Origin of the sequence: uncultured Cohaesibacter sp., from assembly GCF_963556055.3 — a bacterium.
Lineage (GTDB): Bacteria > Pseudomonadota > Alphaproteobacteria > Rhizobiales > Cohaesibacteraceae > Cohaesibacter.
The window spans coordinates 760175-786724 of the sequence record NZ_CAUVYE020000013.1 but is presented as its reverse complement, the minus strand read 5'-3'; the positions used below and the strand labels follow the sequence as shown (position 1 = coordinate 786724).

The 26550-nt window shown below is 53.9% G+C and carries 28 protein-coding genes and 1 other RNA gene; 16 read left to right on the top strand and 13 right to left on the bottom strand.

Annotation, left to right across the window (positions count from 1 at the left end; translation table 11 throughout):
- Positions 1 to 744: 744 nt before the first annotated feature.
- Positions 745 to 1293, top strand: a complete 549-nt coding sequence (locus ACHZB8_RS12265; RefSeq protein WP_316860665.1) for a DUF1465 family protein — start codon at positions 745 to 747, stop codon at positions 1291 to 1293.
- Between the two features lie 180 nt (positions 1294 to 1473).
- Here ACHZB8_RS12265 and rpmE read toward each other — a convergent pair whose 3' ends face one another.
- A complete protein-coding gene (gene rpmE, locus ACHZB8_RS12260) occupies positions 1474 to 1698 on the bottom strand; it encodes a 50S ribosomal protein L31 (RefSeq protein ID WP_316860664.1) in 225 nt (74 codons plus the stop codon).
- A 340-nt stretch (positions 1699 to 2038) separates the two neighbouring features.
- Here rpmE and ACHZB8_RS12255 point away from each other — a divergent pair, with 340 nt between their 5' ends.
- A complete protein-coding gene (locus ACHZB8_RS12255) occupies positions 2039 to 3826 on the top strand; it encodes an ABC transporter transmembrane domain-containing protein (protein ID WP_316860662.1) in 1788 nt (595 codons plus the stop codon).
- A gap of 21 nt (positions 3827 to 3847) precedes the next feature.
- Here the strand turns inward: ACHZB8_RS12255 and ACHZB8_RS12250 are convergent, their stop codons facing one another.
- The 11 genes from ACHZB8_RS12250 to tkt all read right to left on the bottom strand — a co-directional run bounded on the left by ACHZB8_RS12250 (position 3848) and on the right by tkt (position 15736).
- Complete coding sequence (locus ACHZB8_RS12250; RefSeq protein WP_316860661.1) at positions 3848 to 4876, bottom strand: peptidoglycan -binding protein; 1029 nt, start codon at positions 4874 to 4876, stop codon at positions 3848 to 3850.
- Positions 4877 to 4941: 65 nt separating this feature from the next.
- Positions 4942 to 5979, bottom strand: a complete 1038-nt coding sequence (locus ACHZB8_RS12245) for a flagellar motor protein MotA (protein WP_316860660.1) — start codon at positions 5977 to 5979, stop codon at positions 4942 to 4944.
- A 165-nt stretch (positions 5980 to 6144) separates the two neighbouring features.
- Positions 6145 to 6636: a DUF6691 family protein gene (locus ACHZB8_RS12240; protein ID WP_316860659.1), complete on the bottom strand. Its 492-nt coding sequence runs from the start codon at positions 6634 to 6636 to the stop codon at positions 6145 to 6147.
- Positions 6637 to 6647: 11 nt separating this feature from the next.
- Positions 6648 to 7121, bottom strand: a complete 474-nt coding sequence (locus ACHZB8_RS12235) for a YeeE/YedE thiosulfate transporter family protein (protein WP_316860657.1) — start codon at positions 7119 to 7121, stop codon at positions 6648 to 6650.
- A gap of 201 nt (positions 7122 to 7322) precedes the next feature.
- A complete protein-coding gene (locus ACHZB8_RS12230; RefSeq protein ID WP_316860777.1) occupies positions 7323 to 8111 on the bottom strand; it encodes an inositol monophosphatase family protein in 789 nt (262 codons plus the stop codon).
- A gap of 172 nt (positions 8112 to 8283) precedes the next feature.
- On the bottom strand, positions 8284 to 8847 hold the full coding sequence (efp, locus tag ACHZB8_RS12225; RefSeq protein ID WP_316860656.1) for an elongation factor P: 564 nt from the start codon (positions 8845 to 8847) through the stop codon (positions 8284 to 8286).
- Between the two features lie 236 nt (positions 8848 to 9083).
- Complete coding sequence (locus ACHZB8_RS12220) at positions 9084 to 10181, bottom strand: tetratricopeptide repeat protein (RefSeq protein WP_316860655.1); 1098 nt, start codon at positions 10179 to 10181, stop codon at positions 9084 to 9086.
- A 123-nt stretch (positions 10182 to 10304) separates the two neighbouring features.
- On the bottom strand, positions 10305 to 10931 hold the full coding sequence (locus ACHZB8_RS12215) for a thiamine phosphate synthase (protein WP_316860653.1): 627 nt from the start codon (positions 10929 to 10931) through the stop codon (positions 10305 to 10307).
- Between the two features lie 165 nt (positions 10932 to 11096).
- A complete protein-coding gene (locus ACHZB8_RS12210; RefSeq protein WP_316860651.1) occupies positions 11097 to 12290 on the bottom strand; it encodes a phosphoglycerate kinase in 1194 nt (397 codons plus the stop codon).
- Between the two features lie 223 nt (positions 12291 to 12513).
- On the bottom strand, positions 12514 to 13521 hold the full coding sequence (gene gap / locus ACHZB8_RS12205; protein WP_316860650.1) for a type I glyceraldehyde-3-phosphate dehydrogenase: 1008 nt from the start codon (positions 13519 to 13521) through the stop codon (positions 12514 to 12516).
- Between the two features lie 229 nt (positions 13522 to 13750).
- The gene (tkt, locus tag ACHZB8_RS12200; protein WP_316860649.1) at positions 13751 to 15736 is read right to left on the bottom strand and encodes a transketolase; all 1986 of its coding nucleotides are present in this window, start codon (positions 15734 to 15736) and stop codon (positions 13751 to 13753) included.
- Positions 15737 to 16278: 542 nt separating this feature from the next.
- On the opposite strand from tkt, the gene ACHZB8_RS12195 reads away from it, so the two are divergent.
- The 6 genes from ACHZB8_RS12195 to ACHZB8_RS12170 all read left to right on the top strand — a co-directional run bounded on the left by ACHZB8_RS12195 (position 16279) and on the right by ACHZB8_RS12170 (position 19565).
- The gene (locus tag ACHZB8_RS12195; RefSeq protein ID WP_316860647.1) at positions 16279 to 16560 is read left to right on the top strand and encodes a DUF4164 domain-containing protein; all 282 of its coding nucleotides are present in this window, start codon (positions 16279 to 16281) and stop codon (positions 16558 to 16560) included.
- A gap of 36 nt (positions 16561 to 16596) precedes the next feature.
- Entirely contained in the window at positions 16597 to 16956 is a 360-nt protein-coding gene (locus ACHZB8_RS12190) for a cell division protein ZapA (RefSeq protein WP_316860645.1), read from the top strand.
- A 55-nt stretch (positions 16957 to 17011) separates the two neighbouring features.
- Positions 17012 to 17171, top strand: a non-coding RNA gene (gene ssrS / locus ACHZB8_RS12185) — 6S RNA.
- A 58-nt stretch (positions 17172 to 17229) separates the two neighbouring features.
- Positions 17230 to 17829 (top strand): 5-formyltetrahydrofolate cyclo-ligase, encoded by a 600-nt coding sequence (locus ACHZB8_RS12180; protein ID WP_316860644.1) that lies wholly within the window; start codon positions 17230 to 17232, stop codon positions 17827 to 17829.
- Positions 17830 to 17858: 29 nt separating this feature from the next.
- Positions 17859 to 18692, top strand: a complete 834-nt coding sequence (locus ACHZB8_RS12175) for a TIGR00282 family metallophosphoesterase (RefSeq protein WP_316860643.1) — start codon at positions 17859 to 17861, stop codon at positions 18690 to 18692.
- A 123-nt stretch (positions 18693 to 18815) separates the two neighbouring features.
- Positions 18816 to 19565: a YebC/PmpR family DNA-binding transcriptional regulator gene (locus ACHZB8_RS12170; protein ID WP_316860642.1), complete on the top strand. Its 750-nt coding sequence runs from the start codon at positions 18816 to 18818 to the stop codon at positions 19563 to 19565.
- Between the two features lie 94 nt (positions 19566 to 19659).
- Here the strand turns inward: ACHZB8_RS12170 and ACHZB8_RS12165 are convergent, their stop codons facing one another.
- Positions 19660 to 20148 (bottom strand): hypothetical protein, encoded by a 489-nt coding sequence (locus ACHZB8_RS12165; RefSeq protein WP_316860782.1) that lies wholly within the window; start codon positions 20146 to 20148, stop codon positions 19660 to 19662.
- On the opposite strand from ACHZB8_RS12165, the gene ruvC reads away from it, so the two are divergent.
- From ruvC to tolB, 8 genes are all read left to right on the top strand, one after another.
- Positions 20029 to 20490 (top strand): crossover junction endodeoxyribonuclease RuvC, encoded by a 462-nt coding sequence (ruvC, locus tag ACHZB8_RS12160; protein WP_316860776.1) that lies wholly within the window; start codon positions 20029 to 20031, stop codon positions 20488 to 20490. The two genes, ACHZB8_RS12165 and ruvC, sit on opposite strands and share 120 nt — an antisense overlap.
- An 18-nt stretch (positions 20491 to 20508) precedes the next feature.
- Entirely contained in the window at positions 20509 to 21126 is a 618-nt protein-coding gene (gene ruvA, locus ACHZB8_RS12155; RefSeq protein WP_316860641.1) for a Holliday junction branch migration protein RuvA, read from the top strand.
- Positions 21126 to 22175 (top strand): Holliday junction branch migration DNA helicase RuvB, encoded by a 1050-nt coding sequence (gene ruvB / locus ACHZB8_RS12150; RefSeq protein WP_316860774.1) that lies wholly within the window; start codon positions 21126 to 21128, stop codon positions 22173 to 22175. Before ruvA ends, ruvB begins: the two co-directional genes overlap by 1 nt.
- Positions 22168 to 22626, top strand: a complete 459-nt coding sequence (ybgC, locus tag ACHZB8_RS12145; RefSeq protein ID WP_316860640.1) for a tol-pal system-associated acyl-CoA thioesterase — start codon at positions 22168 to 22170, stop codon at positions 22624 to 22626. The genes ruvB and ybgC overlap by 8 nt, the downstream gene beginning before the upstream one ends.
- 251 nt (positions 22627 to 22877) lie before the next feature.
- A complete protein-coding gene (gene tolQ / locus ACHZB8_RS12140; RefSeq protein ID WP_316860638.1) occupies positions 22878 to 23588 on the top strand; it encodes a protein TolQ in 711 nt (236 codons plus the stop codon).
- 3 nt (positions 23589 to 23591) lie between these two features.
- The gene (tolR, locus tag ACHZB8_RS12135) at positions 23592 to 24044 is read left to right on the top strand and encodes a protein TolR (RefSeq protein WP_316860637.1); all 453 of its coding nucleotides are present in this window, start codon (positions 23592 to 23594) and stop codon (positions 24042 to 24044) included.
- A gap of 2 nt (positions 24045 to 24046) precedes the next feature.
- A complete protein-coding gene (locus ACHZB8_RS12130; protein ID WP_316860636.1) occupies positions 24047 to 24967 on the top strand; it encodes a cell envelope biogenesis protein TolA in 921 nt (306 codons plus the stop codon).
- Between the two features lie 197 nt (positions 24968 to 25164).
- Complete coding sequence (gene tolB, locus ACHZB8_RS12125) at positions 25165 to 26517, top strand: Tol-Pal system beta propeller repeat protein TolB (protein WP_394706187.1); 1353 nt, start codon at positions 25165 to 25167, stop codon at positions 26515 to 26517.
- Positions 26518 to 26550: the final 33 nt, after the last annotated feature.

The following is a 26550-nucleotide window of genomic DNA, read 5'->3' as shown; positions in this document are numbered from 1 at the left end:
GAATTTTCCTACGTGTTTTTAAAATTGACGTGCGAAAATAATAAAGTATAAGTTTTGTGTAAGTTTGTGTTAACCAATTATTAATCAATCTTTGCGTAAATATAACTATCCATACTTTATGGATTTCGAGTGGCTCCTGTCACTCTGTTTGACGCCTCCCTGTTAACTCCTGAGAGCCGCTAGTTGCGGCTCTTTTTTTGGCAAAGCACTTTGGATTGTTCGATCAATTGCTTGGTGCTGGAGATGATTATTTCTCTATCAACTTTTCTATTTTTGTTTTATCGATGCGTTAACCAATGTATTTTGTCTCATTCGGTAATCTCATGAAAAGGCGAGATTTTTCTTGATCACAACGCATGCAGACGTCAAAACGGAGCAGGTTTCCTGATCAGGCTTCTGTTTCCGTTGGGGTGATCCTGTTGGCTGGCTCGTCATCGCATGCCGCTTGCAGGCCAAACCACTGCATTCGGCTTTTGGTGTCGGGACGTGAATGGCGTGATGCACTTTGGGGTCGATTCCTTTGTGCGCACAAGAATCACTCGAGCCCGGGAGGAAAGTCTGCTAGGAGTGCAAGATTAGTCTGGCTATTGTCTTGCAGAAATACGGGCAGAGGCCTGTCAAGGGCAAATGGGCACAATGGCATGGTTTGTGCTTCATATTCTTTCAAATAGCAATTCGGCTGATTGTCTGTTTGAAATTGATACATCGGACATGGTAGGCATTGGCCAGGCATTTGGAGGTCACATGAGCGACAAACATAAACAAAGACATTTCGATTCATCTCCTGTCTCTTTTGGGGCGAAGCTTGCGGATTCCGATAGTTTCAAGACCCTGTTCCGCGATGGTATGGCGCTGGTTGAAGAAGCTGCCGATTATCTTGACGGCGAGGGACGGGTAGAAGCCAAAAGCCTGCCGCGGGTTGCTTCGCTTGCCTACGCGACCGAATCCATGCGCCTGACCACCCGCTTGATGCAAATGGCATCGTGGCTTCTGCTGCAACGTGCTGTTAATGAAGGGGAAATGACCCTGGAACAGGCCGGGCAGGAGAAAAACAAGGTGAAATTGCATGGCCTGTCCTCTTCCAAGGACGGTCCCGGATGGGAAGAGCTGCCCACTCGCTTGCGCGAGTTGATTGAGCAGTCCATGCATCTGCAAAAGCGCATTCGCCACCTCGATGAAGTGATCTATTCGAAACGCTCTGCCAGCGCTGAAGTTGAAACGGCGCAGTCCAATCCGGTTGGAGATCAGATCGGCATGATCGCAAATGCCTTTTCGGCCAAGGCTGCCGATTGATCCGATCCTTCATCTGTGTGATCTTCCTTGAGGGTGCCAATATGGCACCCTTTTTGTTTTGAAAAGGGACAGGTCTTGCGTCCTGATCATAAACAGTGCTTCGATGGCAGATCCGGAAAACGAAAAAACCCGGCGCCTTGGCACCGGGTTTGACTTTTTCGACATTTGCGCGGTTGGCAATCAGGAGCCAAGGAAGCCGGCAAATTTGTCTTTAAAGCGGGATACGCGACCACCGCGGTCCAGAAGCTGGTTATTGGATCCGGTCCATGCAGGATGGGAGGTCGGATCAATATCGAGGTTCAGAGTGTCACCCTCGGCGCCATAGGTGGAGCGGGTCATGAATTCGGAGCCATCAGTCATGACAACTTTGATCATGTGATAGTCAGGATGGATATCGTTTTTCATCGTCAAGACGTCCTTAGCGGTCAATCAACTCTGTTGGACGACGTTTCGCCACTGTCCACGACAGGTTGATCGTAATTGAGTTATGGGAACATGCCTGCCCACTGGAGGCCGACTTGCTCGGGGTTGCCCGATGCTGTCCGTCCATCAAGGACAACCAGTCAGGCGACCCAAAACCTCGGCTGCGGGCGATCATGGCCGCACAGCCGCAAAATAATCGTGGGTCCCTATAGCGCAGAGCGTTGAGATATACAAGCCTGTTCCCTATCTAGAAGAAGAAAAAAGCCTTCTGAGGGCGCAGTTGTTATCAGAATCGGCGCAAATTTGTTCATGGAGTATCGGAATGGCTCAAGATAGAGGATCTTCAAATAACCGGTTTGCGCCTTTTCTGCGTCTCTTTCCCTATCTGCTCCGCTACAAGCCGCTGGTCGTGGCTGCCGTGGTGTCCTTGCTGCTTGGCTCGCTGACCACCTTGTCCCTGCCCATTCTGGCACGAAGCTTCATTGATCAGGGTTTGTCTCAGAGCAATCTGGCGTCCGTTGATCGCTATGCCGGTCTGATGATCCTTGCTGTCTTCTTCATGGCTCTGATGACCGCAAGCCGTTACTATTTCGTGATTATCTTGGGGGAACGGGTGGTCAATGATTTGCGCCGCGATGTTTTCGGCAAGCTGACCATGCTCTCGCCGGGTTTTTACGATGGAGCGCGCAGTGGTGAAATCGTCTCCCGACTGACCGCAGATGCCACACAGATCAAGTCAGCGGTTGGTTCAACCGCCTCCATGGCTCTGCGCAATTTCCTGATGTTTGTCGGGGCTTCCAGCATGATGCTGGTTACAAGCCCCAGATTGTCTTTTCTGGTGCTTTGTGCCATTCCGCTGGTTGTCATTCCACTTGTGGTGCTTGGACGCTGGGTCCGCAAGAAACAGCGATTTGCTCAGGACCGGCTGGCAGACAGTTCGGCCTTTGCGACCGAGGCAATCGGGTCTATGCGTATCCTTCAGGCCTTCACGCAGGAAGGACGCGCCAGCCGCTTTTTTCATGACAGCATAGAGGCTGCCTATGAGGCCGCCCGGTTTTCCATCAAGGCGCGTGCCATCCTGATGGCTTTTGCGTCTTTCATCATCTTCTCGAGCATCATCGGAGTGCTCTGGTATGCGACACCGGATGTTGCAAACGCTGTGTTGTCTTCCGGGGCGTTGGGACAGTTTGTTCTTTATTCGATGATGGCTGCGGCTGGTCTGGGCGGCATGAGTGAAGTCTGGGGTGAGATCTCTCAGGCGTCAGGAGCAGCGGAACGACTATTCGAGCTGCTCGATGAGCCTCTGGGGGTGAAGGATCCCGAGAAGCCCTTGATACTGGATAAAAGCGCGCCGCTGGCGGTTACCTTTGCCGACGTCAGCTTTCACTATCCGTCATCTTCCTCAGGGCGGGTGCTTTCTTCTCTCAGCCTGAAAGTGCGGGAAGGAGAAACCGTTGCTCTGGTCGGACCTTCTGGTGCCGGGAAAACCACGGTCTTTCAGCTTCTGATGCGCTTTTATGATCCCGTGGCAGGGCAGATCAGCCTTGGAGATCTGCCAATCTCTCACTTGTCGCTTCATGATTTGCGACAGGCCATCGGTTTTGTGCCGCAAGAGCCAGTGATTTTTGCAATGACGATTGCAGACAATATCGCGATGGGCAAGAAGGGGGCGAGCCGGGACGAAATTGTCAAGGCAGCAAAGGCTGCTTATGCGGACGAGTTTATCGCCAAGCTGCCTGACGGCTATGACACGATGGTTGGAGAGAGAGGGGTTACTCTCTCGGGCGGCCAAAGGCAAAGGCTTGCCATTGCAAGGGCCATTTTGAAGGATGCGCCCATTCTGCTTCTGGATGAGGCGACAAGCGCCCTTGATGCCGAAAGCGAAACTTTTGTTCAGGCGGCTCTGGGAGAGATGATGAAAGGGCGCACGACCCTGGTGATCGCCCATCGGCTGGCAACGGTCAAGAAAGCGGATCGCATTCTCGTGATGGAGAGGGGGGGCATTCTTGAGCAGGGGACACATGAAAGTCTCGTCTCGCAAAATGGCCTTTATGCTCGTCTGGCCCGGCTGCAATTCAGCCATGAAATGGGCTCGGGCATGCGAGGCTGAACAAGAGATCGGCTTGGCGGGCTAACGCTGCGTGAGCTTGAATTCAATGCGGCGGTTTTTGCGCAGGGCCTCTTCGGAGTCCCCTTCTTCCAACGGCTGGAACTCGCCAAAGCCCGCAGCCATCAGCCGCTCGGGTGGTACACCCTTGGATATCAGATATTTGACCACCGAAATGGCGCGGGCCGATGACAATTCCCAGTTGGATGGAAACCGTGCACTATTGATGGGCCGCACGTCCGTATGGCCATCAATGCGCAGGACCCAATCGATGCCTTCTGGAATTTCCTTGACCAGCTCAAGGATTGCTTCGGCCATCCGGTCAAGTTCGCCTTCTCCTTCCGCTTTCATCCGGTCCCCTCCTGAGGGAAACAGAACTTCGGACTGGAAAACAAATCGGTCACCGACGATGCGGATATCCGAGCGGTTGGACAGGATTTCGCGCAGGCGGCCAAAGAAGTCGGATCGATAGCGCGATAATTCCTGCACCCGTTGGGCCAGCGCGATGTTGAGGCGTCTGCCAAGGCTGGCGATTTTTGTCTGGCTTTCCCGGTCTCGCTTCTCCGAAGCATCAAGCGCATCTTCCAGAGCCGCGATCTGGCGTCTCAGGGCGGAAATCTGCTGATTGAGCAGTTCCACCTGCGCCAAGGCGCGTTGGGATATCTCTTTTTCGGATTGCAGTTTGGAGGCGAGGGACGAAATCTGCCCTCCGGCGCTGTCGCTGTCTCCTTTTGTAGCTTCGAGCTGGAAGATCAGGCGATCACGATCGGATTCAACACTTGCCAGGCTTGCCTGCAAGGTGACCAGAGAACTTTCAAGATCCTGCCGGTTGGCGCGCTCAAGGGCGAGCAGTTCGGTCAGTTCAGCGATTTGACTGTTGAGTTTGTTGAGCGCGGTGTCTTTTCCCGAAATTTCCTGACTGAGGAAAAACTGCGCCACCATGAAAACGGTGAGCAGGAAAATCAGAACAAGCAAAAGGGTCGCCATGGCGTCAACAAAGCCGGGCCAATAGTCAGCTCTCTGTTCGCTGCGGCGATTTCGGGACAAGCCCATCTTCTTTCCTCACAAATCTGAATCACGATAGTGCGTGAAGGGTTTGCTTGTGGCTCTGCCCTTGATTACGAATTGCGTTTGTTGCCGATTGGCTGGTTCAAGGTCTCATTGAGCTTGATCAGCACGTCTTTGACTTCTTCCTGCTGAGAGGCTTGTTGATCGGCCCATTCGCGCATCAATTGCTGCTCGGAGCGCAAATGCTGCACCAGACCCTGAATGCCTTCGGCCAGATTGGCCATTGCTGAGGTCGCATTGCGGCCATTTCCGGTTTTGGCCTCTGCGCCGAGCAGGTCGATCTTGCGGGAAAGCAGTTCGAGAACATTGACCAACCGATCATTGTCTCCGCCTCCGAGGGGATCGCTATAGCCTTCATCGAGATCTTCAAAACTGATGTCGGTGACAGTCGAGAGCCAATCCTCAAGATTGGTGAAAAAGCGTGTTTGTGCCTGACTGGCTTGCAGATCGAGGAAGCCGAGGACCAAAGATCCGGAAAGACCAAACAGGGAGGATGAGAAGGCCGTGCCCATACCCTGAAGGGGGGCTTCAAGGCCTTGCTTGAGATCTTCGAAAATGACGCCGACGTCGCTTGACGCAACCGAGAGCGAGCTGATGACGTCGCCAACAGAGCTTACCGTCTGCAACAGGCCCCAGAAGGTGCCGAGCAGACCGAGAAACACCAGAAGGCCAGTGAAGTAGCGGGACATGTCGCGCGCTTCATCAAGGCGCATGCCGACGGATTCGAGAATAGACCGCATCGTGGACGTGTTGATTGCCATGCGGCCGATCCGGTCACCGAGCAGCATTGCCATCGGTGCAAGCAGCACGGGAGGCTTTGCCACTTCCAGTCCGGGATCTCCCAAACGAAAATTGTTGACCCATTTGACTTCGCGGAATAGCCGAACAACCTGACGCATCGACAGGAAGATGCCGATTGCCAGAACAAAGAAGATCATGGCATTGAGCATGGGGTTGCTCCAGAATGCCTGGATGATCTGGCGATAGAGAATGATGGGCACGAAAGCCGCTGCGCCAATGAAAATGAGCATGCGCCACAAGTAGCGTTGTGGACTAGAAAGCTTGTAAGGATCCAATTCGCTGGTCATCATCCGTATCCGGTTTCGCGAAAATCAGGTCTGGGGCCAGACGAAAGATTCTTTATGAAAACTTAACGTCAGGCCCTGAGACATTGCCCAATTTCCTCAACAAGGGGAAGGGGGCTTGTGGACTATATTCGCAATCAGGGGCAGAAAGATGACGCTTGGGCGCCGTTATGCGCGGTCCTGTATATTTTCGGAGGGTCTGGAGAGCAAAAGACGCGATCCTTTTTTCGCGATTTGCTCGATTATTCCGGATTTCTGAATCAGCTGCGCCAAAACGATTCCAACAACCAGAGCGACGACGAACACCAGGCTGGATTCGTGAACAAGGCCAAGGGCTGGAATGGATGCGCCGGGGCAGAAACCGCCGATTCCCCAGCCAATCCCAAAGATCGAGGAACCGACCACCAGCCTGATGTCGATTTTCCGGTTGGTGGGGACATTGTAAGTCGGTGTGTAGACCGGCTTTTTCACTTTTCTGAAAATGAAAGCATAGCCGGGAATGGCTACCGTCAACGCTCCGGCCATGACGAAAGCAAGGCTTGGGTCAAAGCTTCCGGCAATGTCGAAAAAATTGAGGACCTTGGCAGGGTTTGCCATGCCAGAGGCAATGATGCCGAGGCCAAAAATTGCCCCGATCAATCCAGCTGCAAAATAACGCATGGGAGTATCCTTCAAAGAATATGGCGAATGATGAAGACGGTCAGGAATGCAAAGCTCATGAAACAGGTAACGGCAACCGCTGAGCGACGGGAGAAACGGGCAAGGCCGCAGATGCCGTGGCCAGATGTGCAGCCGGAACCGAAGGTGACGCCGATGCCGGTGATGATGCCGCCAATGATCAGGGCTTCAGTGGAAATGGGTATTTGATAGTCAATATCGCGAATCGTAAGCTGAAAGAGCAGTGGAGCGAGAATCGCTCCGGCCAGAAAACTGGCTTTCCAGCGAAGATCGCTACCGAGTGGGGGGATGATGCCAGCCAGAATGCCGGTCATGCCGGCAATCCGCCCCCAGAAGAGCATCAAGAGAACAGCCGACAGGCCAATCAACATGCCGCCTGCATAGGACGTGAGTGGGGTAAATTCGGTCAAAGTCTCAACTCCAAACGGATAAGAGAAGGCTTGAACTTCTTGAGTTCGTACTTTCATATATTCGACTTTAGTCAAATATGCGACTAAAAATCGGTTCATTTACGGAGTTTCGAACATCTCAATGCGATTTCTCACTTACATGCAGCGCATGAAATGGGAAAGGTGCGTCTCGCAGCTTCATCATCAGGCAAAAAGAAAGCATGGCCTTTGTGGGCCATGCTGCATGGATAATCGGTGATTTCAGGCCTTTTTTAGCCTTCATGCGCTTTTTAGAGACTTTCTCAGGCGCTGACAGATCATTTCGTTGCCAGCAACAATGGAGCCGGTATCAAACATTTTGTCACCACCATTGATGTCTGTGGCAAAGCCACCAGCTTCGCGCACCAGAAGAATGCCTGCTGCGATGTCCCAAGGGCTGAGAAATTCTTCCCAGTAGCCGTCAAATCGGCCGGATGCGACATAAGCCAGATCGATGGAAGCGGCTCCCATGCGGCGGATGCCTGCGACTTCCCCCATGACCTTTTCAAGCTGGCCAAGATAGGGCTTGTGTTTGCCGCGGCCAAGATGTGGAACGCCGGTTGCAATCACGCAGTCATGAATGTCATCACGAGCGGCAACGCGCATGCGGCGGTCATTATGGAAGGCACCGCGCCCGCGTTCGGCGGTGTATAGATCATCTGTGGCGGGGTTGTAGACAACACCGGCAACAATGCGTCCTTCATGCTCCAGAGCAATGGAGATGGCAAAGACAGGGATGCCGTGCAAAAAGTTTGTTGTGCCATCCAAGGGATCAATGATCCAGCGGTGGCTTTTATCGGCCCCTTCTTCTTCGCCGCTTTCTTCGCGTAAGAAGCCGAAATTCGGTCTTGCGCGCCGTAATTCGTCGGTCAGGGTTTTTTCCGCTTGCAGATCTGCGTTTGAGACAAAATCTCCCGGTCCCTTGCGAGAGACCTGAAGATTTTCCAGTTCACCGAAGTCGCGCGCAAGACGGCGGCCTGCCTTGAGAGCGGCCTGAACCATAACATTGAGGAGTGCTGAGCGAGCCATGATCGAAAGTGTTCCCGGATAAAAGAGGAAAGCGGCAAGGGACGGATTCTGCTCCGGACTTGCCAGGCTTATGGAAAAACAGGGCGCGTCGGCAAACTTCATCGGCTGACGCGCCACTCAAGGGCTTGTGGCCAAACTGACATGTTGGCCTGCAACGAAACACAAAGGCAGATCAGTCTGCGCGCTTCACATATTCGATTTCGTTGGTATCGACGACGATTTTCTCGCCGGTGGTGATGAAAGGAGGCACCATGCAACGGATGCCATTTTCAAGCATTGCCGGTTTGTAGGAGGAAGACTGGGTCTGACCTTTGATGGTCGGTTCGGTTTCCGTCACTTCCAGCGTCACCTGATCTGGCAGGTCGATGCCGATCGGGCGTTCTTCGTAAAGTTCCACGACGACAGGCATGCCGTCCTGAAGGAATGCGGCGCGTTCGCCGACAAAGTCCTTGTTCAGTTCTAGCTGTTCATAGCTCTCGGTGTCCATGAAGACCAGATTGTCGCCTTCTTCATAAAGGAAGGTGAAGTCTTTCTGCTCAAGGCGCACGCGTTCAACGGTTTCAGATGCGCGGAAGCGTTCGTTGAGCTTGCGGCCATCGAGAAGGTTTTTCAGTTCAACCTGAGCGAATGCACCGCCCTTGCCGGGCTTCACTGCGTTGACTTTTACTGCGGCCCAGATCGTGCCTTGATGTTCAATCACGTTGCCAGGACGGATTTCGTTGCCATTGATCTTCATAACAAGCCATCTTGCTGTCAGGATGCGAGACACGGAGGCTGCGGCGATCCTGTTAAATTGTCAAAGAATAATGAATGTCTGGCAATGCATCATCAGATGTGCCCAGACGGGTGCCCTGTAGGACCATATTCAAAAGGCTTTTGCAAGGCTTTTGGCAGGAATTTTGGCACAAAAGGGTAAATTTGAAAGTGAATGTGCCAAGAAAGCATGGTCTTTTGAGATGCTTCTTGACGAAATTACCACAAACTATATTGGCCCAAGGCTTGGAGAGCCTTCTTTTTGTCTTCGTCGGAAAGCTTCTGGAAAAAGTTTTCGAGCCAATCGTCCCTTTTTCCGGCTCGGGTCGACAACAGATAGTATTTTGCTGCTTCGACGGGCTGGGGAGCTGCGCCATATCCCCGTGCCAGAACCCGCGCCAGTCTGTTTTGCGCGAGGACGCTTCCTGCATCGGCAGCCTGTTTCAACCAGGCCTGGGCTGCGCTATAGCTCCTTTTTACACCTTCTCCCTGAAACAGCATCAAGCCGAATTCCAGTTGCGCATCGATGAAGCCATTTTTCGCCGCCTGCTGCATCCAGTAGCTGGCCTGTTCCAGATTTGGGGCGGGAAAAAAGTCTGACCGATAGAGGTTCGCCAATGTATATTGAGCTTCGGCAAGGCCCTGCTTGGCCGATTTGGAAATGAGATCGAGGGCCTTGGTCAGATCCTGCTTGACCACCTGGCCATTGAGATAGAGAAGACCGAGGTTGAACTGGGCATTTTTCTGCCCGCTGGCGGAGGCTTTTTCGAAAAGGTCAATGGCTTTGCCAAGGTCTTTTTGAATGCCATCTCCTCTTGCATAGAGCATGGCCAGATTGAATTGGGCTTCCCGGTCATCCTTCTCGGCGGCAAGCTGAAACCATTCCCGCGCCGCCTTGTAGTCCTGGGGGACGCCCTGTCCCTTGAGGTAGAGTTCACCCAGCAATGTCTGTGCCGAGACTTCTCCCATTCCGGCAAGCTTTGTCGCAAGGGCGAAGGCCGTGAGATAAAAGCCCCGCTGATAGGCTGCATAGGCTGACGAGGGCTGGAGCGTGAATTGCGGGGTCTGAAGGAATGGGTGATCCGGATTTACGATCGGCTGATTGATATCGCCTGTCTGTGCCGCGCGGTCGGTCTGCTTGCCTTTTTCGGATGCTGTGCCTTGCGTTTGTGGCTCGCTGGCATCTTGCGATTGAGCAAAGGAGGGCAGAGTGAACACGCAGAGAGACAGCAGCATGGCAAAAAAGGCACTGCGCCTGACATCTGTTCTCTTCGGAGGCCTTGAGAGGGCCGATGAGCCTTGGAAATTTTCAATCATGACCGTGTTGATCTTACATTGCTCTTACTGTGCAGATTTGCGAGAGCCCCGTTTTTGTTGCGGTTTGCCAGCAAATTCCGGCCATTCTGTGATCTGGGCTGTCTTGCGTTGGACAAGGGGTGTCTACTGGGCGCCTTTTTCCAAAAGCAATGTGGCTTGCCGGACAGCGCTTTGCGGGCCTTGTTCGTGCTCCCAGATTGCTTCTCTCAAAGCTATGAATTCTATGCCCAATTCGGATACCTTGCTGCATGCCTCCAGATCCGTGCCGCCAATGACCACGGCGGGCACTTCAAACAGGGATGACCACCAGTCGGCCATATCCAGCGACTTGTCGTGAATGCTTTCGGTGGCGGGTGCATCGAGGCGACCGAACATAATATAGTCAATGCCGCTTTCACCAATTTCCATGGCAGTATGACGTTTGTTGCCCCCCTCGGCGCCGAGCATGAAACGGTTGGAAAACTCTTCGACATCATTCTGGATCGATATGAGATCACCATCCAGATGCAGACCATCGCATTTGCTGCGGCCTGCAATCCGGCTGTCACCACGCAGCAGTACCGCTATATCCTGTTTTTGTGCGATGGGAGCGATCGTCTGGGCGATTTTCTGCAACTCGCTATCCCGGGCATCACAATCGATGAGCAAAGCCGCAATGGGGCCGCCCGCCAGGGCTTCCTGCAACTGCGCGGGAAATGTATCCAGATCGATATGTCTTGGAGTGAGAAGATAAATCTGGCTGGGCTCCATGGTGTGACCTATTGGTTTGCGTCTGAAATTGCGTCTGATCTGATATCTCGCAAAAGGCATCAGGTTGCAAGACTTCACGCGAGTTGACAATAAAAAAATGCGCCAATCACGTGATCGGCGCATTTTTTGAACATGGGCCCGATTCCGAAAACGGGCACAAAGCAACTAGGCTTTGAGGACTTCAACACCCGGAAGGGCCTTGCCTTCCATCCATTCAAGGAATGCACCGCCAGCGGTGGAGATGTAGGAGAAGTCGTCGTAAACACCAGCATGGTTCAGCGCGGAAACAGTATCACCACCGCCAGCAACCGAGGTCAGCTTGCCAGCTTTGGTTTCCTCTGCTGCTGCTTTTGCTGCAGCAACGGTTGCGGTGTCGAATGGTTCGATTTCAAACGCGCCAAGCGGGCCGTTCCAGACCACAGTGTTGGCTTTCTTGATCCACGCAACAACGGCTTCGATGGATTTCGGCCCAACGTCGAGCATCATGCCGTCGGAAGGGATGTGATCCACGTCAAGCACTTCGTGTGGAGCGTTGGCTGCAAATTCCTTGGCGACCAGAGCATCGGTCGGCAGCACGATTTCACATCCTGCCTTTTCTGCGGCAGCCAGAATCCGCAGAGCGGTTTCGGCGAGGTCATGTTCGCAAAGGGATTTGCCAACATCTTTGCCCTGAGCGGCGAGGAAGGTGTTTGCCATGCCGCCGCCGATAACCAGACCGTCAACCTTTGTGACGAGGTTTTCGAGCAGGTCGATCTTGGTGGAGACTTTCGCACCCCCAACAACGGCCAGAACCGGACGGTTCGGTGTGCCAAGGGCAGAATCAAGGGCTTCGAGTTCCTGCTGCATGGTGCGGCCAGCGACGGCTGGCATGTGATGGCACAGGCCTTCGGTCGAAACGTGAGCGCGGTGGGAGACGGAGAATGCATCAGCAACCAGCAGGTCGCCGTTGGCGCCGAGCTGCGCTGCGAATTCCGGATCGTTCTTTTCTTCGCCTTTGTAGAAGCGGGTATTTTCGAGCACCAGAATGTCGCCATTGGTCATGTTGTCGATTGCAGCCTTGGCCACATCACCGATGCAGTCTTCAGCGAAGGCGACCGGGCGCTCAAGTGCTTTGGCAAGGGCAGGGACAACCTGTTTCAGGCTCATTTCAGGTTTCTTTTCGCCCTTGGGACGACCAAAGTGAGCAAGAATGATGACCTTGCCACCTTTTTCAGAGATTTCTGTCAGGGTCGGTACAATGCGATCGATACGGGTGGTGTCGGTGACTTCACCGTCTTTCATTGGAACGTTGAGGTCGACGCGCACCAGAACGCGTTTGCCGCTTACGTCTACATCGTCAAGGGTTTTGAAATTTGCCATTGGGTGTTCCTCCGGTCTGGTCGACATGGTGTCGGAAAATATCTGAAAGGGAAGTGTCAGCGCCTGTCCCTTGAAAAGTCTTGCTCACTTTTCTGGGCATGACGGAGAAAAGGCGCCGTTCCCGGATCAAAAACCGATTGTCCGGTTTTGTCTCGCAAACGGCGCCTTTGAAAACCGTGTTGTTCTGCCGGACACGGGACCGGCAGAACGGTCATTGGCACTCTTAGATGAATTTAGCCATTGCAACCGCGGTGTCAGCCATACGGTTGGAGAAGCCCCATTCGTTGTCGTACCAGGTCAGGATGCGGACCATGCGGCCTTCCATGACTTTGGTCTGATCCATGTGGAAGATGGAAGAATGGCTGTCATGGTTGAAGTCGGAAGACACGTTAGGCAGTTCGGTGTAGCCCAGGATGCCAGCGAGTTCGCCATCAGCAGCAGCTTTGATTGCTGTGTTGATTTCTTCAACGGTGGTGTCTTTTTTGGCTTCGAATACCAGGTCGACAACAGATACGTTCGGGGTCGGAACGCGGATTGCAACGCCGTCCAGTTTGCCAGCCAGTTCAGGAAGAACCAGGCCAACAGCTTTAGCAGCACCGGTAGAAGTCGGGATCATGGACAGAGCAGCAGCGCGTGCGCGATACAGGTCTTTGTGCATGGTATCGAGAGTAGGCTGGTCACCAGTGTAAGAGTGAATGGTGGTCATGAAGCCTTTTTCGATGCCAACAGCGTTGTTCAGAGCATAAGCGACCGGAGACAGGCAGTTGGTGGTGCAAGATGCGTTGGAAACAACCAGGTCATCAGCGGTCAGGGTGTTGTGGTTGACACCGTAAACGATTGTTTTGTCAGCGCCAGCAGCAGGAGCGGAAACCAGAACGCGTTTAGCGCCAGCGGTCAGGTGCATGGAAGCTTTTTCTTTTGCAGTGAAGATGCCGGTGCATTCCATTGCAATGTCGATGCCCATTTCGCCCCAAGGCAGTTCTTCAGGGTTGCGAACAGCCAGAACTTTGATTGGGCCGCGGCCTACGTCGATGGTGTCGCCGTCAACAGTAACTGTGCCAGGGAATTTGCCATGGACAGAGTCGAAACGCATCAGATGAGCGTTGGTTTCCACTGGGCCCAGATCGTTGATTGCAACGACTTCAATGTCGGTACGGCCGGATTCGATGATAGCACGAAGTACGTTACGGCCAATACGACCGAAACCGTTGATCGCCACTTTAACAGTCATGACTTTCTCCTGATTTAGCCAGCACCACTCACAGTCGGGGCCGGTCTTGCACTTAGATCAACTTTTGGGTTGCGAGATACATGAGGGTTTACTCCCGCGCGTTGATCGAGCTCATATTAGGTGGACAATATACTTTTGTCGTATGACAATTTCACATCCCTGCCAAGCGAATTGGCAGAAAAAACCTTACTTTTCCTGCCAATTCTGGATGCCGGTTATGTGTTTACGCTTATTTGAGGCGTTCGGCAACCTGAGCAACAATATTGTCCGCAGTGATGCCGAATTTCTCATACAGGGCTTTGTAAGGGCCAGAGGCCCCAAAGCCGTTCATGCCGACGAAAATGCCATCAGAGCCGATGAAGCGATCCCAGCCCATGCGAAGAGCTGCTTCAATCCCTACATTCACCTTGGCATCGCCAATGATTTCCTTCTTGTATTCCTCTGATTGTGCTTCGAACAGTTCGAAGCAAGGAACGGAAATGACACGGGCCTTGATATCCTGCTCCGCAAGGGCGCTCTGGGCTGCCATGGCAATTTCCACTTCCGAACCTGATGCAAAGATGGAAGCGTCAGCCTCCCCCTCGCAATCGGAAAGGACGTAAGCCCCACGGGCGCAGTAGTTTTCTTCCGAATATTCGGTGCGGTAAGGCGTCAGGCCTTGACGGGTCAATGCCAGAGCGCTCGGATTATTGGAAGACTTCAGGGCCAGTTCCCAGCATTCCGCGGTTTCCATGGCGTCCGATGGGCGGAAGACCAAGAGATTTGGAATGGCACGCAGGGACGCCAGTGTCTCTACGGGCTGGTGGGTTGGACCATCTTCGCCAAGGCCGATCGAATCGTGGGTCAATACATAGATGACGCGCTGTTCCATCAGTGCAGACAGACGCATGGCTCCACGCATATAGTCGGCAAAGACCAGGAAGGTGCCGCCGTAAGGAATGACGCCACCATGCAGCGCCATGCCGTTCATGGCTGCGCCCATCACATGCTCACGAATACCCCAGTTCATGTAGCGACCGGAGAAATCTTCTGCCGTGATTGATACGGTTGCTGGGGTCTTGGTGTTGTTGGATCCGGTGAGGTCGGCAGAACCGCCGATGGTTTCCGGCACAGCTTCGTTGATGACGGTAAGTGCCATTTCGGATGCTTTGCGGGTTGCCACATTTTTCGGCTCGGCAGCGAGAGACTTTTTATAGTCTGCCATGGCTTCATCAAAGCCGGCCGGCAGATCGCCCCGCATGCGGCGGTCAAACTCGGCACGCAGTTCAGGATCGGCAGCTTCGAAGCGTTTTTGCCATTCCTTGTGGCCTTGCGCGGCATTCAGCCCGGCAATGCGCCAGGCGTCCAGAATGTCCGAGGGGACTTCAAACGGCTCATACTCCCAGCCGAGAGCTTTACGGGTTGCCGCGATTTCCTCTGCGCCCAAAGGAGCGCCATGGGCCTTGTTGGTGCCACCCTTGGTCGGGGCACCATAGCCAATGACCGTTTTGCAGGCGATCATCGTCGGCTTGTCGCTTTTCTGGGCTTCCTCGATAACGGCTGCGATTGCTTCCTGATCGTGGCCGTCAACACTCAAGGTGTTCCAGCCGGATGCCTTGAAGCGCATATGCTGATCGGTGGAATCGGACACGCTGACATTGCCGTCAATGGTGATGTTGTTGTCGTCCCAGAGAAGAATCAGCTTGTTCAGTTTGAGATGACCGGCAAGGGCAATCGCCTCCTGGGAGATGCCTTCCATCAGGCAACCGTCACCTGCAATGACATAGGTGCGGTGATCAACAAGATCGGAGCCGAATTTTGCGGACAGCAGCTTTTCGGTGATGGCCATGCCAACGGCATTGGCGATGCCCTGACCGAGCGGGCCGGTTGTGGTTTCGACACCGTTCACATGGCCATATTCGGGATGGCCAGCAGTTTTTGAGCCCAACTGACGGAAGTTGGCCAGATCCTCAATGGTGATATCTTCAAAACCCAGCAAATGCAGCAAGGAATATAGAAGCATAGAGCCGTGGCCACCCGACAGGACGAAACGATCACGGTCAGCCCATTTGGGGCTGGTGGGATCGAATTTCATGAATTTTGTAAAGAGGACGGTGACGATGTCTGCCGCACCCATTGGGAGGCCGGGATGTCCGGAGTTTGCCTTCTCAACGGCATCCATTGAAAGAAAGCGGATCGCATGCGCCATGCGGGTCTGTTTATCCATGTTGTTCATGAACTCTGCTTCTGGATCTTGTTCAATCCACGCGATCAGGAAAATGCGAGCTTTCCGGTATCGGCAATGACATTGAACGCAATCAGGTTAAACAGGAACTGCCTTGCCACGTTTCAAGCCCGGCAGACAGAGGCTGATACAAACGTTGTGACATTTATCACTCGGGCGAGCAGAGTCAATGTGCACCATTAGACCAATGTCGGAAAATAGCAGAATCTGCATGATATTCGATCCATGTTTATTCCTCTGTGGACTGGGCCTGTTGACGAAATGGGGCCATTGACGAGGATTGACTGTCTCTCCTAGACTCAAAATTGATCGAAAAACCTGTGTGATTCATTGTTCGGTCGCGTTGGTTTCGGCTCAACGGTGTCGAGTGGCGCTTCCTTTTTTCGGGAAACCGGAAAATGGATTTGGCCTGCTGATCGTGTGTGACGGGGCTTGATGACGCAGGTTTTCATTATGAGCACGGCGAATATGGTCCCCAGATTTTGGGGCAGAGCTGGTGGGGGAAGCGGCTGCGTTTCCAAATTGAGGTTCGTATGAGTGGCAAGCCAAGTATTGAGGCGGCATTGTCTCGGCTTGATGAAGCGATTGTGTCCCTGGAGCAATCGATCACCAAGCGCAAGACCAAAGATCTTTCGGTCAAGGCAATGCAAGATGACTTGCAGCGCATGAGTGAGGAGCGGTCCGACTTGACGGATTCGCTCGAAAAAGTGACGACTCGCGCCGATAAGCTCGAAGGAGCGAATGAAGAGGTCTCGAGACGGCTTGGGGCTGCTATGGAGTCGGTTCGTGCCGTGCTGGAACAGCATGGTGGATGACGATTGAAGGTCTCTACGAGGTTGCCGGAGAAATAAATGGTTCAGGTCAATGTCAGCATCAACGGACGCGCCTATCGCATGGCCTGCGAAGACGGGCAGGAAGATCATCTGCTGGGCCTGGCGCGCCGGTTTGATGACATGATTGTGCAGCTGAAGGAAAATTTCGGAGAAATCGGAGATCAGCGGTTGACGGTGATGGCTGGCATCATGGCAATGGACTTGCTGAATGAAACCGAAGGCAAGACAAAGACACTGGCCGAAGAGATCGCCGCTTTGCGGGATGCCCGATCTGCCATCATGGACAAGAATGAAGGGGATCAGGAAGCCATCGCACTCAGGATCGAGAAGGCTGCGGAGCAACTGGAGCGATTGTCCGAAGTATTGCAGGATGGCTGATCTGCCATGTCATAATCAGACTGGAATTTTACTAAGCGATGCTTTATATATGGAAAACTTGCTGCACTTCACGTTAGAAGCAACTTTTCCTTGGGGCCTTAACGATCCGAACGGGAGCTGGCGCTGATCTGGACCGTGGTCCGTTTCAACTGGCACCCACCTGTATTTCAGGTGTCCCAGGATCTGAAAAGCATCGACGGTCGCTGCGGCTTTCCGATTAGGAGCGACTTTCCTTTCAGCAAGGTTGGTCGCTCTTTTTCGATATGCGGATTGATGAGCATGGATAATGGCGTAACAAAACAGCTCAAGAGCGAAGCTCGAGGCAAGATGAGAGCTCTGCGGGCTGCTCTGTCCCCGAAAGAGCATCATGCTCTTAGCCAGCAGATCTGTGAGAATTTCCTTCACCACTTCGACCGGCTGACGCTCCGCAAAGGCGCGATCATCGGCCTTTTTTTGCCAATCGGATCGGAAATAAATGCCAGCCTGCTCGAAAGCCCCTTGAGAGAGAGGGGATGCGAACTCGCGTTGCCCATAACAATTGGAACAACCGGGATGCTGTTCCGTAACTGGAAGCATGGATGTGGATTGATCGATGCCGGTTATGGGACCAAGGGTCCGGATGTCAAGGCCCGAGAGGTTCTGCCCGAATGTCTGGTGATGCCGCTTCTGGCTTTTGATCGGGGCTGCAATCGTCTTGGGCATGGGGCGGGTCATTATGATCGCTACATTTCGGAACGGATCATCGGCGGCACGCGGCCTGTTCTGGTCGGTCTGGCCTTTGGCCTGCAACAACTGGACAAGGTTCCCGTAGGGGAGTATGACCTGCCTCTGGATGCGATCGTGACAGAGCGAGAAATATTTGAACCGGCTTAGGGTTGGCCGGGCTGAATGAGACGGATTTGATGCGACTTCTTTTTATTGGTGACATTGTAGGACGTGCCGGGCGGACAATCGTTCAAGACAAACTTCCAAATCTTATCGAGCGTTATCAACTCGATTTCGTTGTCATCAATGGAGAGAATTCCGCAGGTGGTTTTGGCATAACCGAATCGATCTTGCAGGATCTCATCGATGCAGGGGCTGACGCGGTCACCACCGGCAATCACGCCTGGGACCAGCGCGATGCTCTGGTCTTTTGTGAGCGCCAGCCCGCTTTTCTGAGGCCGATCAACTATCCTTCAGGAGTGCCCGGCAAGGGGGCCAATCTCTATCACGCGCGCAATGGCGCGTCGGTGTTGGTCGTCAATGCCATGGGGCGCGTTTATATGGATCCGCTGGATTGCCCCTTCAACGCGCTGGACAAGGAACTTGATGCCTGCCCGATGGGGGATTTTGCAGACGCAATCATTGTCGATTTCCATGCCGAGGCGACATCGGAGAAACAGGCCATGGGCTATTTTCTCGATGGTCGTGTTTCCATGGTGGTTGGGACGCACACCCATGCGCCGACCGCAGATCACCGCATCTTGCCACACGGAACAGCCTATATGAGCGATGCTGGTATGACCGGTGACTATGATTCCGTGCTTGGCATGGACAAGGACGAGCCGGTGCAACGCTTTTTGCGCAAGATTTCCTCATCCCGCTACACCCCTGCGCTTGGTGAGCCGACCCTTTGTGGTCTTGCGGTTGATATTGATGATGCAACCGGATTGGCGATTGCGACCGAGCCATTGAGGCTGGGCGGGCATTTATCCCGGCATATTCCTTCTTTTTGGGAAAAGAGCGCAAATTGAAGCCCCGTTGATGCGGCCATTCGATCTGACTGCTTGATCTTTGCTGGCTATCTGTGGCATGACCTGCTGCAAATAGAGCGTGGAATGCGCGACGACCTAAAAATAATACGGAAATGTAGGATTATGGCAGGCCATTCAAAATTCAAGAACATCATGTATCGCAAGGGCGCACAGGATGCCAAGCGATCCAAGTTGTTCTCCAAGCTATCCAAGGAAATCACCGTAGCTGCGAAAATGGGTGGAGGTGATCCTGACTCGAATGCTCGTTTGCGTCTGGCAATTCAGAACGCGCGTGGGCAGTCCATGCCCAAGGATAATATCGATCGCGCCATCAAGAAGGCTGAAGCCGGTGATGAAGGCAACTTTGATGAAGTCAGGTATGAAGGCTATGGCCCTGGTGGTACCGCGCTTGTGGTGGAAGCCCTGACCGACAACCGCAACCGTACTGCGTCCAACGTGCGTGCCGCCTTTACCAAGAGCGGTGGGTCACTTGGTGAAACCGGTTCTGTTGCCTTCATGTTCGACCGCGTTGGCGAGTTGGTCTATCCGGCTGATACCGGTGATGCCGACACCATTCTGGAAGCAGCCATCGAGGCGGGTGCTGATGACGTCATCAGTGATGAGGAAAGCCACACCATCTATACGAGCTTTGAAGACATGATCGAGGTCGGCAAGGCTTTGGAAGATGCGCTTGGCAAGGAGCCTGAATCCCAGAATGCGATCTGGAAGCCACAAAACGAGATTGATGTCGACGCGGAAAAGGCTGCCAAGATCATGCGTCTGGTCAATGCTCTTGAAGATGATGATGACGTGCAGAATGTCTATTCCAACTTCACCATGAGCGATGAAGTGGCCGCGTCTCTGGAAGGGTGATCCGCTCTTTCATGATCGATTGAATATGCAACCCCGCTGCGGCTTGTCCGGGCGGGGTTTTTTGTTTGACGATTTTATCGGTTGATCGAGGCGGTCAATAGCTTGATTTTGGCAAAGCCAAACAGCGGGGTGAAGAATTCATCCGGTCCGCGCCGTATTTTACCTCAGTCGGCGAGACTGGGCTTGCCGTGAGTGACCAGTCAGGAAAATCATGGGTGAAATCCGAGGCCAGCGCCATGGACGCAACTCCCATGGCGAGTGGTCGCTCGATATTGGTTCCGGGAGACCGATCCTTAAGTGGCGCGTCAAGATAGGGCAATGAGCGTGAACACGTGTTGCCATGCTTGCGGAACTTGTCAAATCCTGTTTGAACCCATAGTTTGTTCTGGTATTGTTCATATTTGTTGGTTAAGAATTGGGTATGAAAGAGCATCCTGTCAGAATCGTTGGCTTTGATCCGGGATTGCGCCGCACGGGCTGGGGCGCGATTGATGTCATCAGCAATCGGCTGATTTTTGTCGGCTCGGGCCTGATTACTTCCAATAGCAAGAAGGATCTTGCCGAGCGCCTGCTTGAATTGCATGAGGGTATCATGTCAGTTCTTGAGCGTTATGATCCGAGTGAGGTGGCGGTCGAGCAAACCTTTGTGAATAAGGATGCGGCTGCGACACTGAAATTGGGGCAGGCACGGGCGATTGCTCTGCTCGCCCCGGCCCAGATGGGGCTGGAAGTTGCTGAATACGCGCCCAACGCGGTCAAGAAGACCGTTGTCGGGGTGGGGCATGCGGACAAGAATCAGGTGCAGACAATGGTCAAGATGTTGCTGCCGAAAGCCACGTTCGACAGTGAGGATGCAGCGGACGCGCTGGCCATTGCCATTTGCCACGCGCACCAGCGGGGGCAGAAGGCCTATAAAATCGCTTAGGGCAAGGAATGATTTTGCATGATTGGCAAGCTTAAGGGTTTGATTGACGAATATGCCGATGGCTATGTGATTGTCGATGTCGGAGGCGTGGGGTATGAGGTCTATTGTTCGAACCAGACCTTGCAATCCCTGCCTGCTGCTGGCGAGGCTGCGACCGTGCTCATCGAGACACATGTGAGGGAAGACCAGATCAAGCTGTTCGGTTTTGCCACGGCGTTGGAGCGTGACTGGTTCCGCCTTTTGACCACTGTGCAAGGGGTTGGGCAAAAGGTTGCCTTGGCCATTCTCTCGACCTTGAAGATTTCGGAACTGACGTCGGCCATTGCCTTGCAGGACAAGGCCATGGTCGCGCGGACGCCCGGCGTGGGCCCGAAAGTGGCACAACGTATTGTCTCGGAGTTGAAGGACAAGACGCCAAGCCTTGCTGCGACCGACAAGGCGGTGGCCAATTTGCAAGCCGAGATTGATGCCGTGGGTGCGCCCAAGGCCATGGCCGAAGCGGTATCCGCTCTTACCAATCTGGGTTACGCGCAGGTTCAGGCCAGTGCTGCGGTGGCGACCGTCATCAAACGGGAAGGGGACGGACTTGGTACGGCAGCGCTTATCCGGCATGCGCTCAAGGAGCTTAGCCAATGATGGATGAAGAAGACCGTCTCGTCTCTGCGGGGTCGCGAGAGGAAGATACCGATCGCGCCTTGCGTCCGCAAATGCTTGATGACTTTGTCGGTCAGGCGCAGGCCCGGGCCAATCTGTCCATTTTCATCGAGGCGGCACGCACCCGCAAGGAAGCACTTGATCATGTGCTGTTTGTCGGCCCTCCCGGCCTAGGCAAGACGACGCTGGCGCAGATCGTATCGCGCGAGCTGGGGGTGAATTTCAAATCCACATCCGGGCCGGTGATTGCAAAGGCGGGTGATCTGGCCGCGCTTCTTACCAATCTCGAAGAGAATGATGTGCTGTTCATTGACGAGATCCACCGGCTCAATCCGGCGGTTGAGGAAATTCTGTATCCGGCGATGGAGGATTTTCAGCTCGACCTGATCATTGGTGAGGGGCCTGCGGCCCGATCGGTCAAGATCGATCTGGCCAAGTTCACATTGGTGGCGGCGACAACGCGGCTTGGATTGCTGACGACACCCTTGCGAGATCGTTTCGGCATTCCGGTGCGGCTCAATTTTTATACTGTGGACGAACTGGAATATATTGTCACACGTGGTGCGCGACTGATGGGGGTTTCCATCACCAAGGACGGGGCGATCGAGATCGCTCGCCGGTCTCGCGGGACACCCCGTATCGCTGGCAGACTTCTGCGCCGCGTGCGCGATGTGGCCATCGTTCAGGCCGGGGGCGAAATCAGCTGCGAGGTGGCTGACCGAGCCCTCAAAATGCTGGAAGTTGACAATGAAGGGCTCGACGCCCTAGACAGGCGGTATCTGACCCTGATCGCAACCTCTTTCGGAGGTGGTCCTGTCGGAGTAGAGACCATAGCCGCCGCGCTCTCGGAGCCCCGGGACGCAATTGAAGAAATTATCGAGCCTTATCTGATCCAGCAGGGTTTCATTCAGCGCACGCCGCGCGGACGCCTGCTGGCGCCGAAGGCTTTTGCCCATTTGGGTCTGGCTGTGCCGAAAAAAGACGCTCCCCCGCAAATGGGCCTGTTTGCTGAAGGATTGGATGATGCCTGAGCATCATAACGAAACTGACTGGCCAGATCTTGCCGGTCGCCTCACCGAGTTTGGTCACCGACAGATGGTTCGGGTCTATTATGAGGACACCGACTTTTCCGGGATTGTCTATCACGCCTCCTATTTGCGTTTCATCGAGCGGGGACGCTCGGATCACATCCGGCTCCTTGGTATTCATCACAGTGAGATGGATAACCCGGAAAAGGGAGAACGGATGGCGCTTGCCGTGCGCCACATGGACATCAACTTTCTCAAGTCTGCCCATATTGACGATATTCTTGCGGTGGAGACCCGGGTTCATGCCGTCAAGGGCGCACGCATGATCCTGGACCAGCAGATTTTGCGCGATGACGAGATCCTGTTCACTGCACGTGTTACGGTTGTTGCCATCAATCGCGATGGCAAACCACGGCGAATTCCAGAGAAAATCAGGCAGTCTTTTGCCTGTTGAGGCAAGCAGTTTCATTTTTCTTCTGCTGTTTCAAAGCTCGTGCACCTTTATTTAAATTTTCATTAACCATAATTATGCCTTGTCTAGAGGTGCGATATAGGTTCTGCATCTTGGTGTTGTCCCTAGTTTTGACAAAATCTGCTGACACATGCTGTCGCTGAATGTCGACTCTGGGGCCGGTTTGCTGTGTGCATTGCTTTAGAGGACGAAAGATACGCGTTTTCTGCGCGTTCCAGAAAGGACAGAAATTCATGCCCAATGAGGTTGTTCAAACAGCCCTTGCGACCCCGAACGTGGATATGTCGCTGATAACGCTTTTCCTTCAGGCTCATATTGTCGTGAAAATCGTGATGATGGGATTGATGGCGGCGTCTGTCTGGTCCTGGGCGATCATCATCGACAAGAGCCTTCTCTATATGCGTACCAAGCGGCAGATGGATCGGTTTGAAAAGGTCTTCTGGTCCGGGCAATCTCTGGAAGAGCTTTACAAGTCGCTTTCCGGGCGATCCAATCATGCCATGGCAGCCCTGTTCGTGGCGGCCATGCGTGAGTGGAAGCGAAGCTTCGAGGGGCATGCGCGGTCGATTTCCGGTTTGCCTGCACGGTTGGAGAAAGTGCTCGATGTGACGCTTGCGCGTGAGGTCGACCGGCTGGAAAAACGCTTGCTGTTTCTTGCGACCGTTGGTTCAGCGGCTCCCTTTGTCGGTCTGTTCGGCACGGTTTGGGGTATCATGAGTTCATTCCAGGGGATTGCCGCTTCCAAGAATACATCGCTTGCAGTGGTGGCTCCGGGCATTGCCGAAGCGCTGTTTGCAACTGCAATTGGTCTGGTCGCTGCGATCCCGGCTGTTGTTGCCTACAACAAGCTTGCCTCCATTGCGTCCCAGCATGCGATGCGTCTTGAAGGCTTTGCAGATGAATTCTCCGCGATCCTTTCGCGTCTTATGGACGAAAGGGGATAGCGCATGGCTATGGGATCCATGGGGACACCGGGCGGTTCTCGCAGGCGGGGCGCACGCCGCGCCATTCGGCACAGACCTGTTGCCGAGATCAACGTGACACCGATGGTCGATGTCATGTTGGTGCTGCTGATCATTTTCATGGTCTCGGCACCAATGATGACGGTCGGGGTGCCGCTTGACCTGCCAGAGAGCAACGCCAATCCGCTTTCCAGTCAGACCGAACCCCTGAGCCTGTCCATCTCCAAGGATGGAAGCATCTATCTTCAGGACCAACCGGTGGAGTTTGACAAGCTGGTCGAAACCTTGCTGGGCGTGGCGCAGAATGGCTATGAAGAGCGAATATTCGTGCGCGGTGACAAGGATGTTGACTACGGCACCATCATGAAAGTGATGGGAGCGATGAATCGCGCCGGTTTCAAGAAAATCGGGCTGGTTAGCACCGGGGAGCTTCAATAGTCTTGAAGAATGTCGGTTTCATCGTTTCGAGCATAGGGCATATTGTCCTGCTGGGGTGGGGGCTTGTTAGTCTGCCCGCTCCAAAGGTTGATAATGTCAGTGAGCTTGAGATCCTGCCGATCGAGCTGGTTCAGATTTCCGATGTCACCGATGTGATCAAGGGCAAGGCATCGGGAGAGGTTTCCAAGGTCATCAAAGAGGAAACCAAGAAGGCGCCTGAGCCGAAGGAACCGGAACCTGAGCCAAAGCCTGCGCCGAAGGCCGAGCCTGAACCAAAGGCCAAAGCCCCGGAGCCAAAGGCCGAGCCGGCACCTCCTGAGCCTGAGCCTCAACCCGTGCCCGAGCCCAAGGCGGAACCGGCACCAGCCCCGGCACCGGAACCCGAGCCAGCGCCCGAGCCGAAAAAGGTCGATGAGCCAAAGCCCCAGGTCCCTAATCCGATTGCGGCACTGCCCAAGATCAAGCCACGAATAAGCAAACCAGAACCACCCAAGAAGAACAGAAGCTTTGATGTGGATGCTTTGAAGGCGCTGGCGAACAAGGCCGATCAGGCAGCCCCGGTTCAAAGCGGGACAGATGATCAGCAGGCTTCGTTCGGCTCGCGTACGGGTAATCAGGCTGCTGCCATGACGCAGAGCGAACTTGATGCCCTGCGCGCTCAAATTGCACAATGTTGGTCACCGCCCGTTGGTGCCGTTGATGCGTCACAATTGCGTGTCAGAATTGAATTTGGACTCGATCGACAGGGAAATCTGAATGCCGGGCCGGAGCCGGTGGAGTTTCCTGCGAACCAGTTCGGGGTTGCTGCGGTTGAAAGTGCCATGCGTGCGGTTCGTCGCTGCGCACCTTACACTTTGCCGGCGGATAAGTATGACGCCTGGCGTCGGGTACGGATCACGTTTGATCCCAGCGATATGTTCTAGCACCTTTCGCCAGACTTGCCATGAGCTGGCGGGAGTGCATGACCTTCGAAATTACAACTTGTCTGCTGCTATCAAGAGTGATCAGGTTGTGTAAGAGACGATTGCCGAGATGAGGGGATTTTTTCGGCAACATGATAACAGGGTCGATGACTGAGGTCAGGCCCTTTGCGATCTTGACAGAAAGAAAACAGATGAAGATGCTTCTTAATGCAATATCCGGCTGGCTTTCTCGCTCGTTTATAACAGGCAAGGGAGCACGCGTTTCCTTTTTCGCTTTGACACTCCTGTTCTGCGGCGCAATGACAAGGCCGGGATATGCGTTGATTGAGATCGATATCACACAGGGCAATATACAGCCGATGCCGGTTGCAGTGACAGACTTTGGTGGCATCGAGCAAGGGAGGCAGATTTCGGAAGTTGTCGAAGCCGACTTGAAGCAGTCCGGTCTGTTTGCGCCGCTGGATCGCAATAGCTATTTGCAGAAGGATCTGAACGCCTCGACGGTGCCTTCTTTCGCCAACTGGACGGTACTGAATGCGCAAGCGCTGGTAACCGGGACGGTGACAAGCGAAGCCGATGGCCGTTTGAAAGCTGAGTTCCGCCTTTGGGATGTTTATGCTGGCAAGCAGATGATCGGGCAGCAGTTCTTTACCTCACCACAAAATTGGCGCCGCATTGCGCACATCATCTCAGACGCGATTTATGAACGGTTGACCGGGGAAAAGGGCTATTTCGACACCCGCATCGTCTTTGTCGACGAAAGCGGACCCAAGGATGCCCGGGTGAAGCGTCTGGCGATCATGGATCAGGATGGCGCCAATGTGCGGTATCTCACCGATGGCCGCGATCTGGTTCTGACCCCACGCTTTTCACCAACCAAACAGGAAATCACCTATATGGCACTGGAGAATGGCGAGCCCAGAGCCTATTTGCTTGATATTGAAACGGGGCGTCGGTCTGTGGTCGGCAAGTTCCCCGGCATGAGTTTTTCCTCCCGTTTCTCACCTGACGGGCAGAGTATCGTCTTGAGCCTGCAACAGGGGGGCGATGCCAACATCTATCGAATGGATCTGCGGACGGGCAGGATCACGCGCCTGACCAACTCTGCGTCTATTGATACCTCGCCAAGCTTCTCGCCCGATGGCCGTCAGATTACCTTTGAAAGCGATCGCGGAGGAAAACAACAGATTTACGTCATGAATGCTGACGGCTCCAACGTCCAGCGCATCAGCTTTAGCAACGGCAGTTATTCAACGCCGGTCTGGTCGCCGCGGGGAGACCTGATCGCTTTCACCAAGCGTTACAACGGACAGTTCCAGATTGGCGTCATGCAAACGGACGGCTCTCGTGAACGCATTCTGGTGGACGGATATCACAATGAAGGCCCGACCTGGGCCCCCAATGGGCGGGTATTGATGTATTTCAGTGAAAGCCCTGGAGCCAATGGCGGGCCAAAGCTCTATGCAATCGATCTGACAGGGCGGAACAAGTATCAGATTCCAACGCCCGAGTTTGCTTCAGATCCGGCCTGGTCACCGTTGGTGCAATAAGGAGATCAGGCAAAAAGGTGATGCCATTGAGGG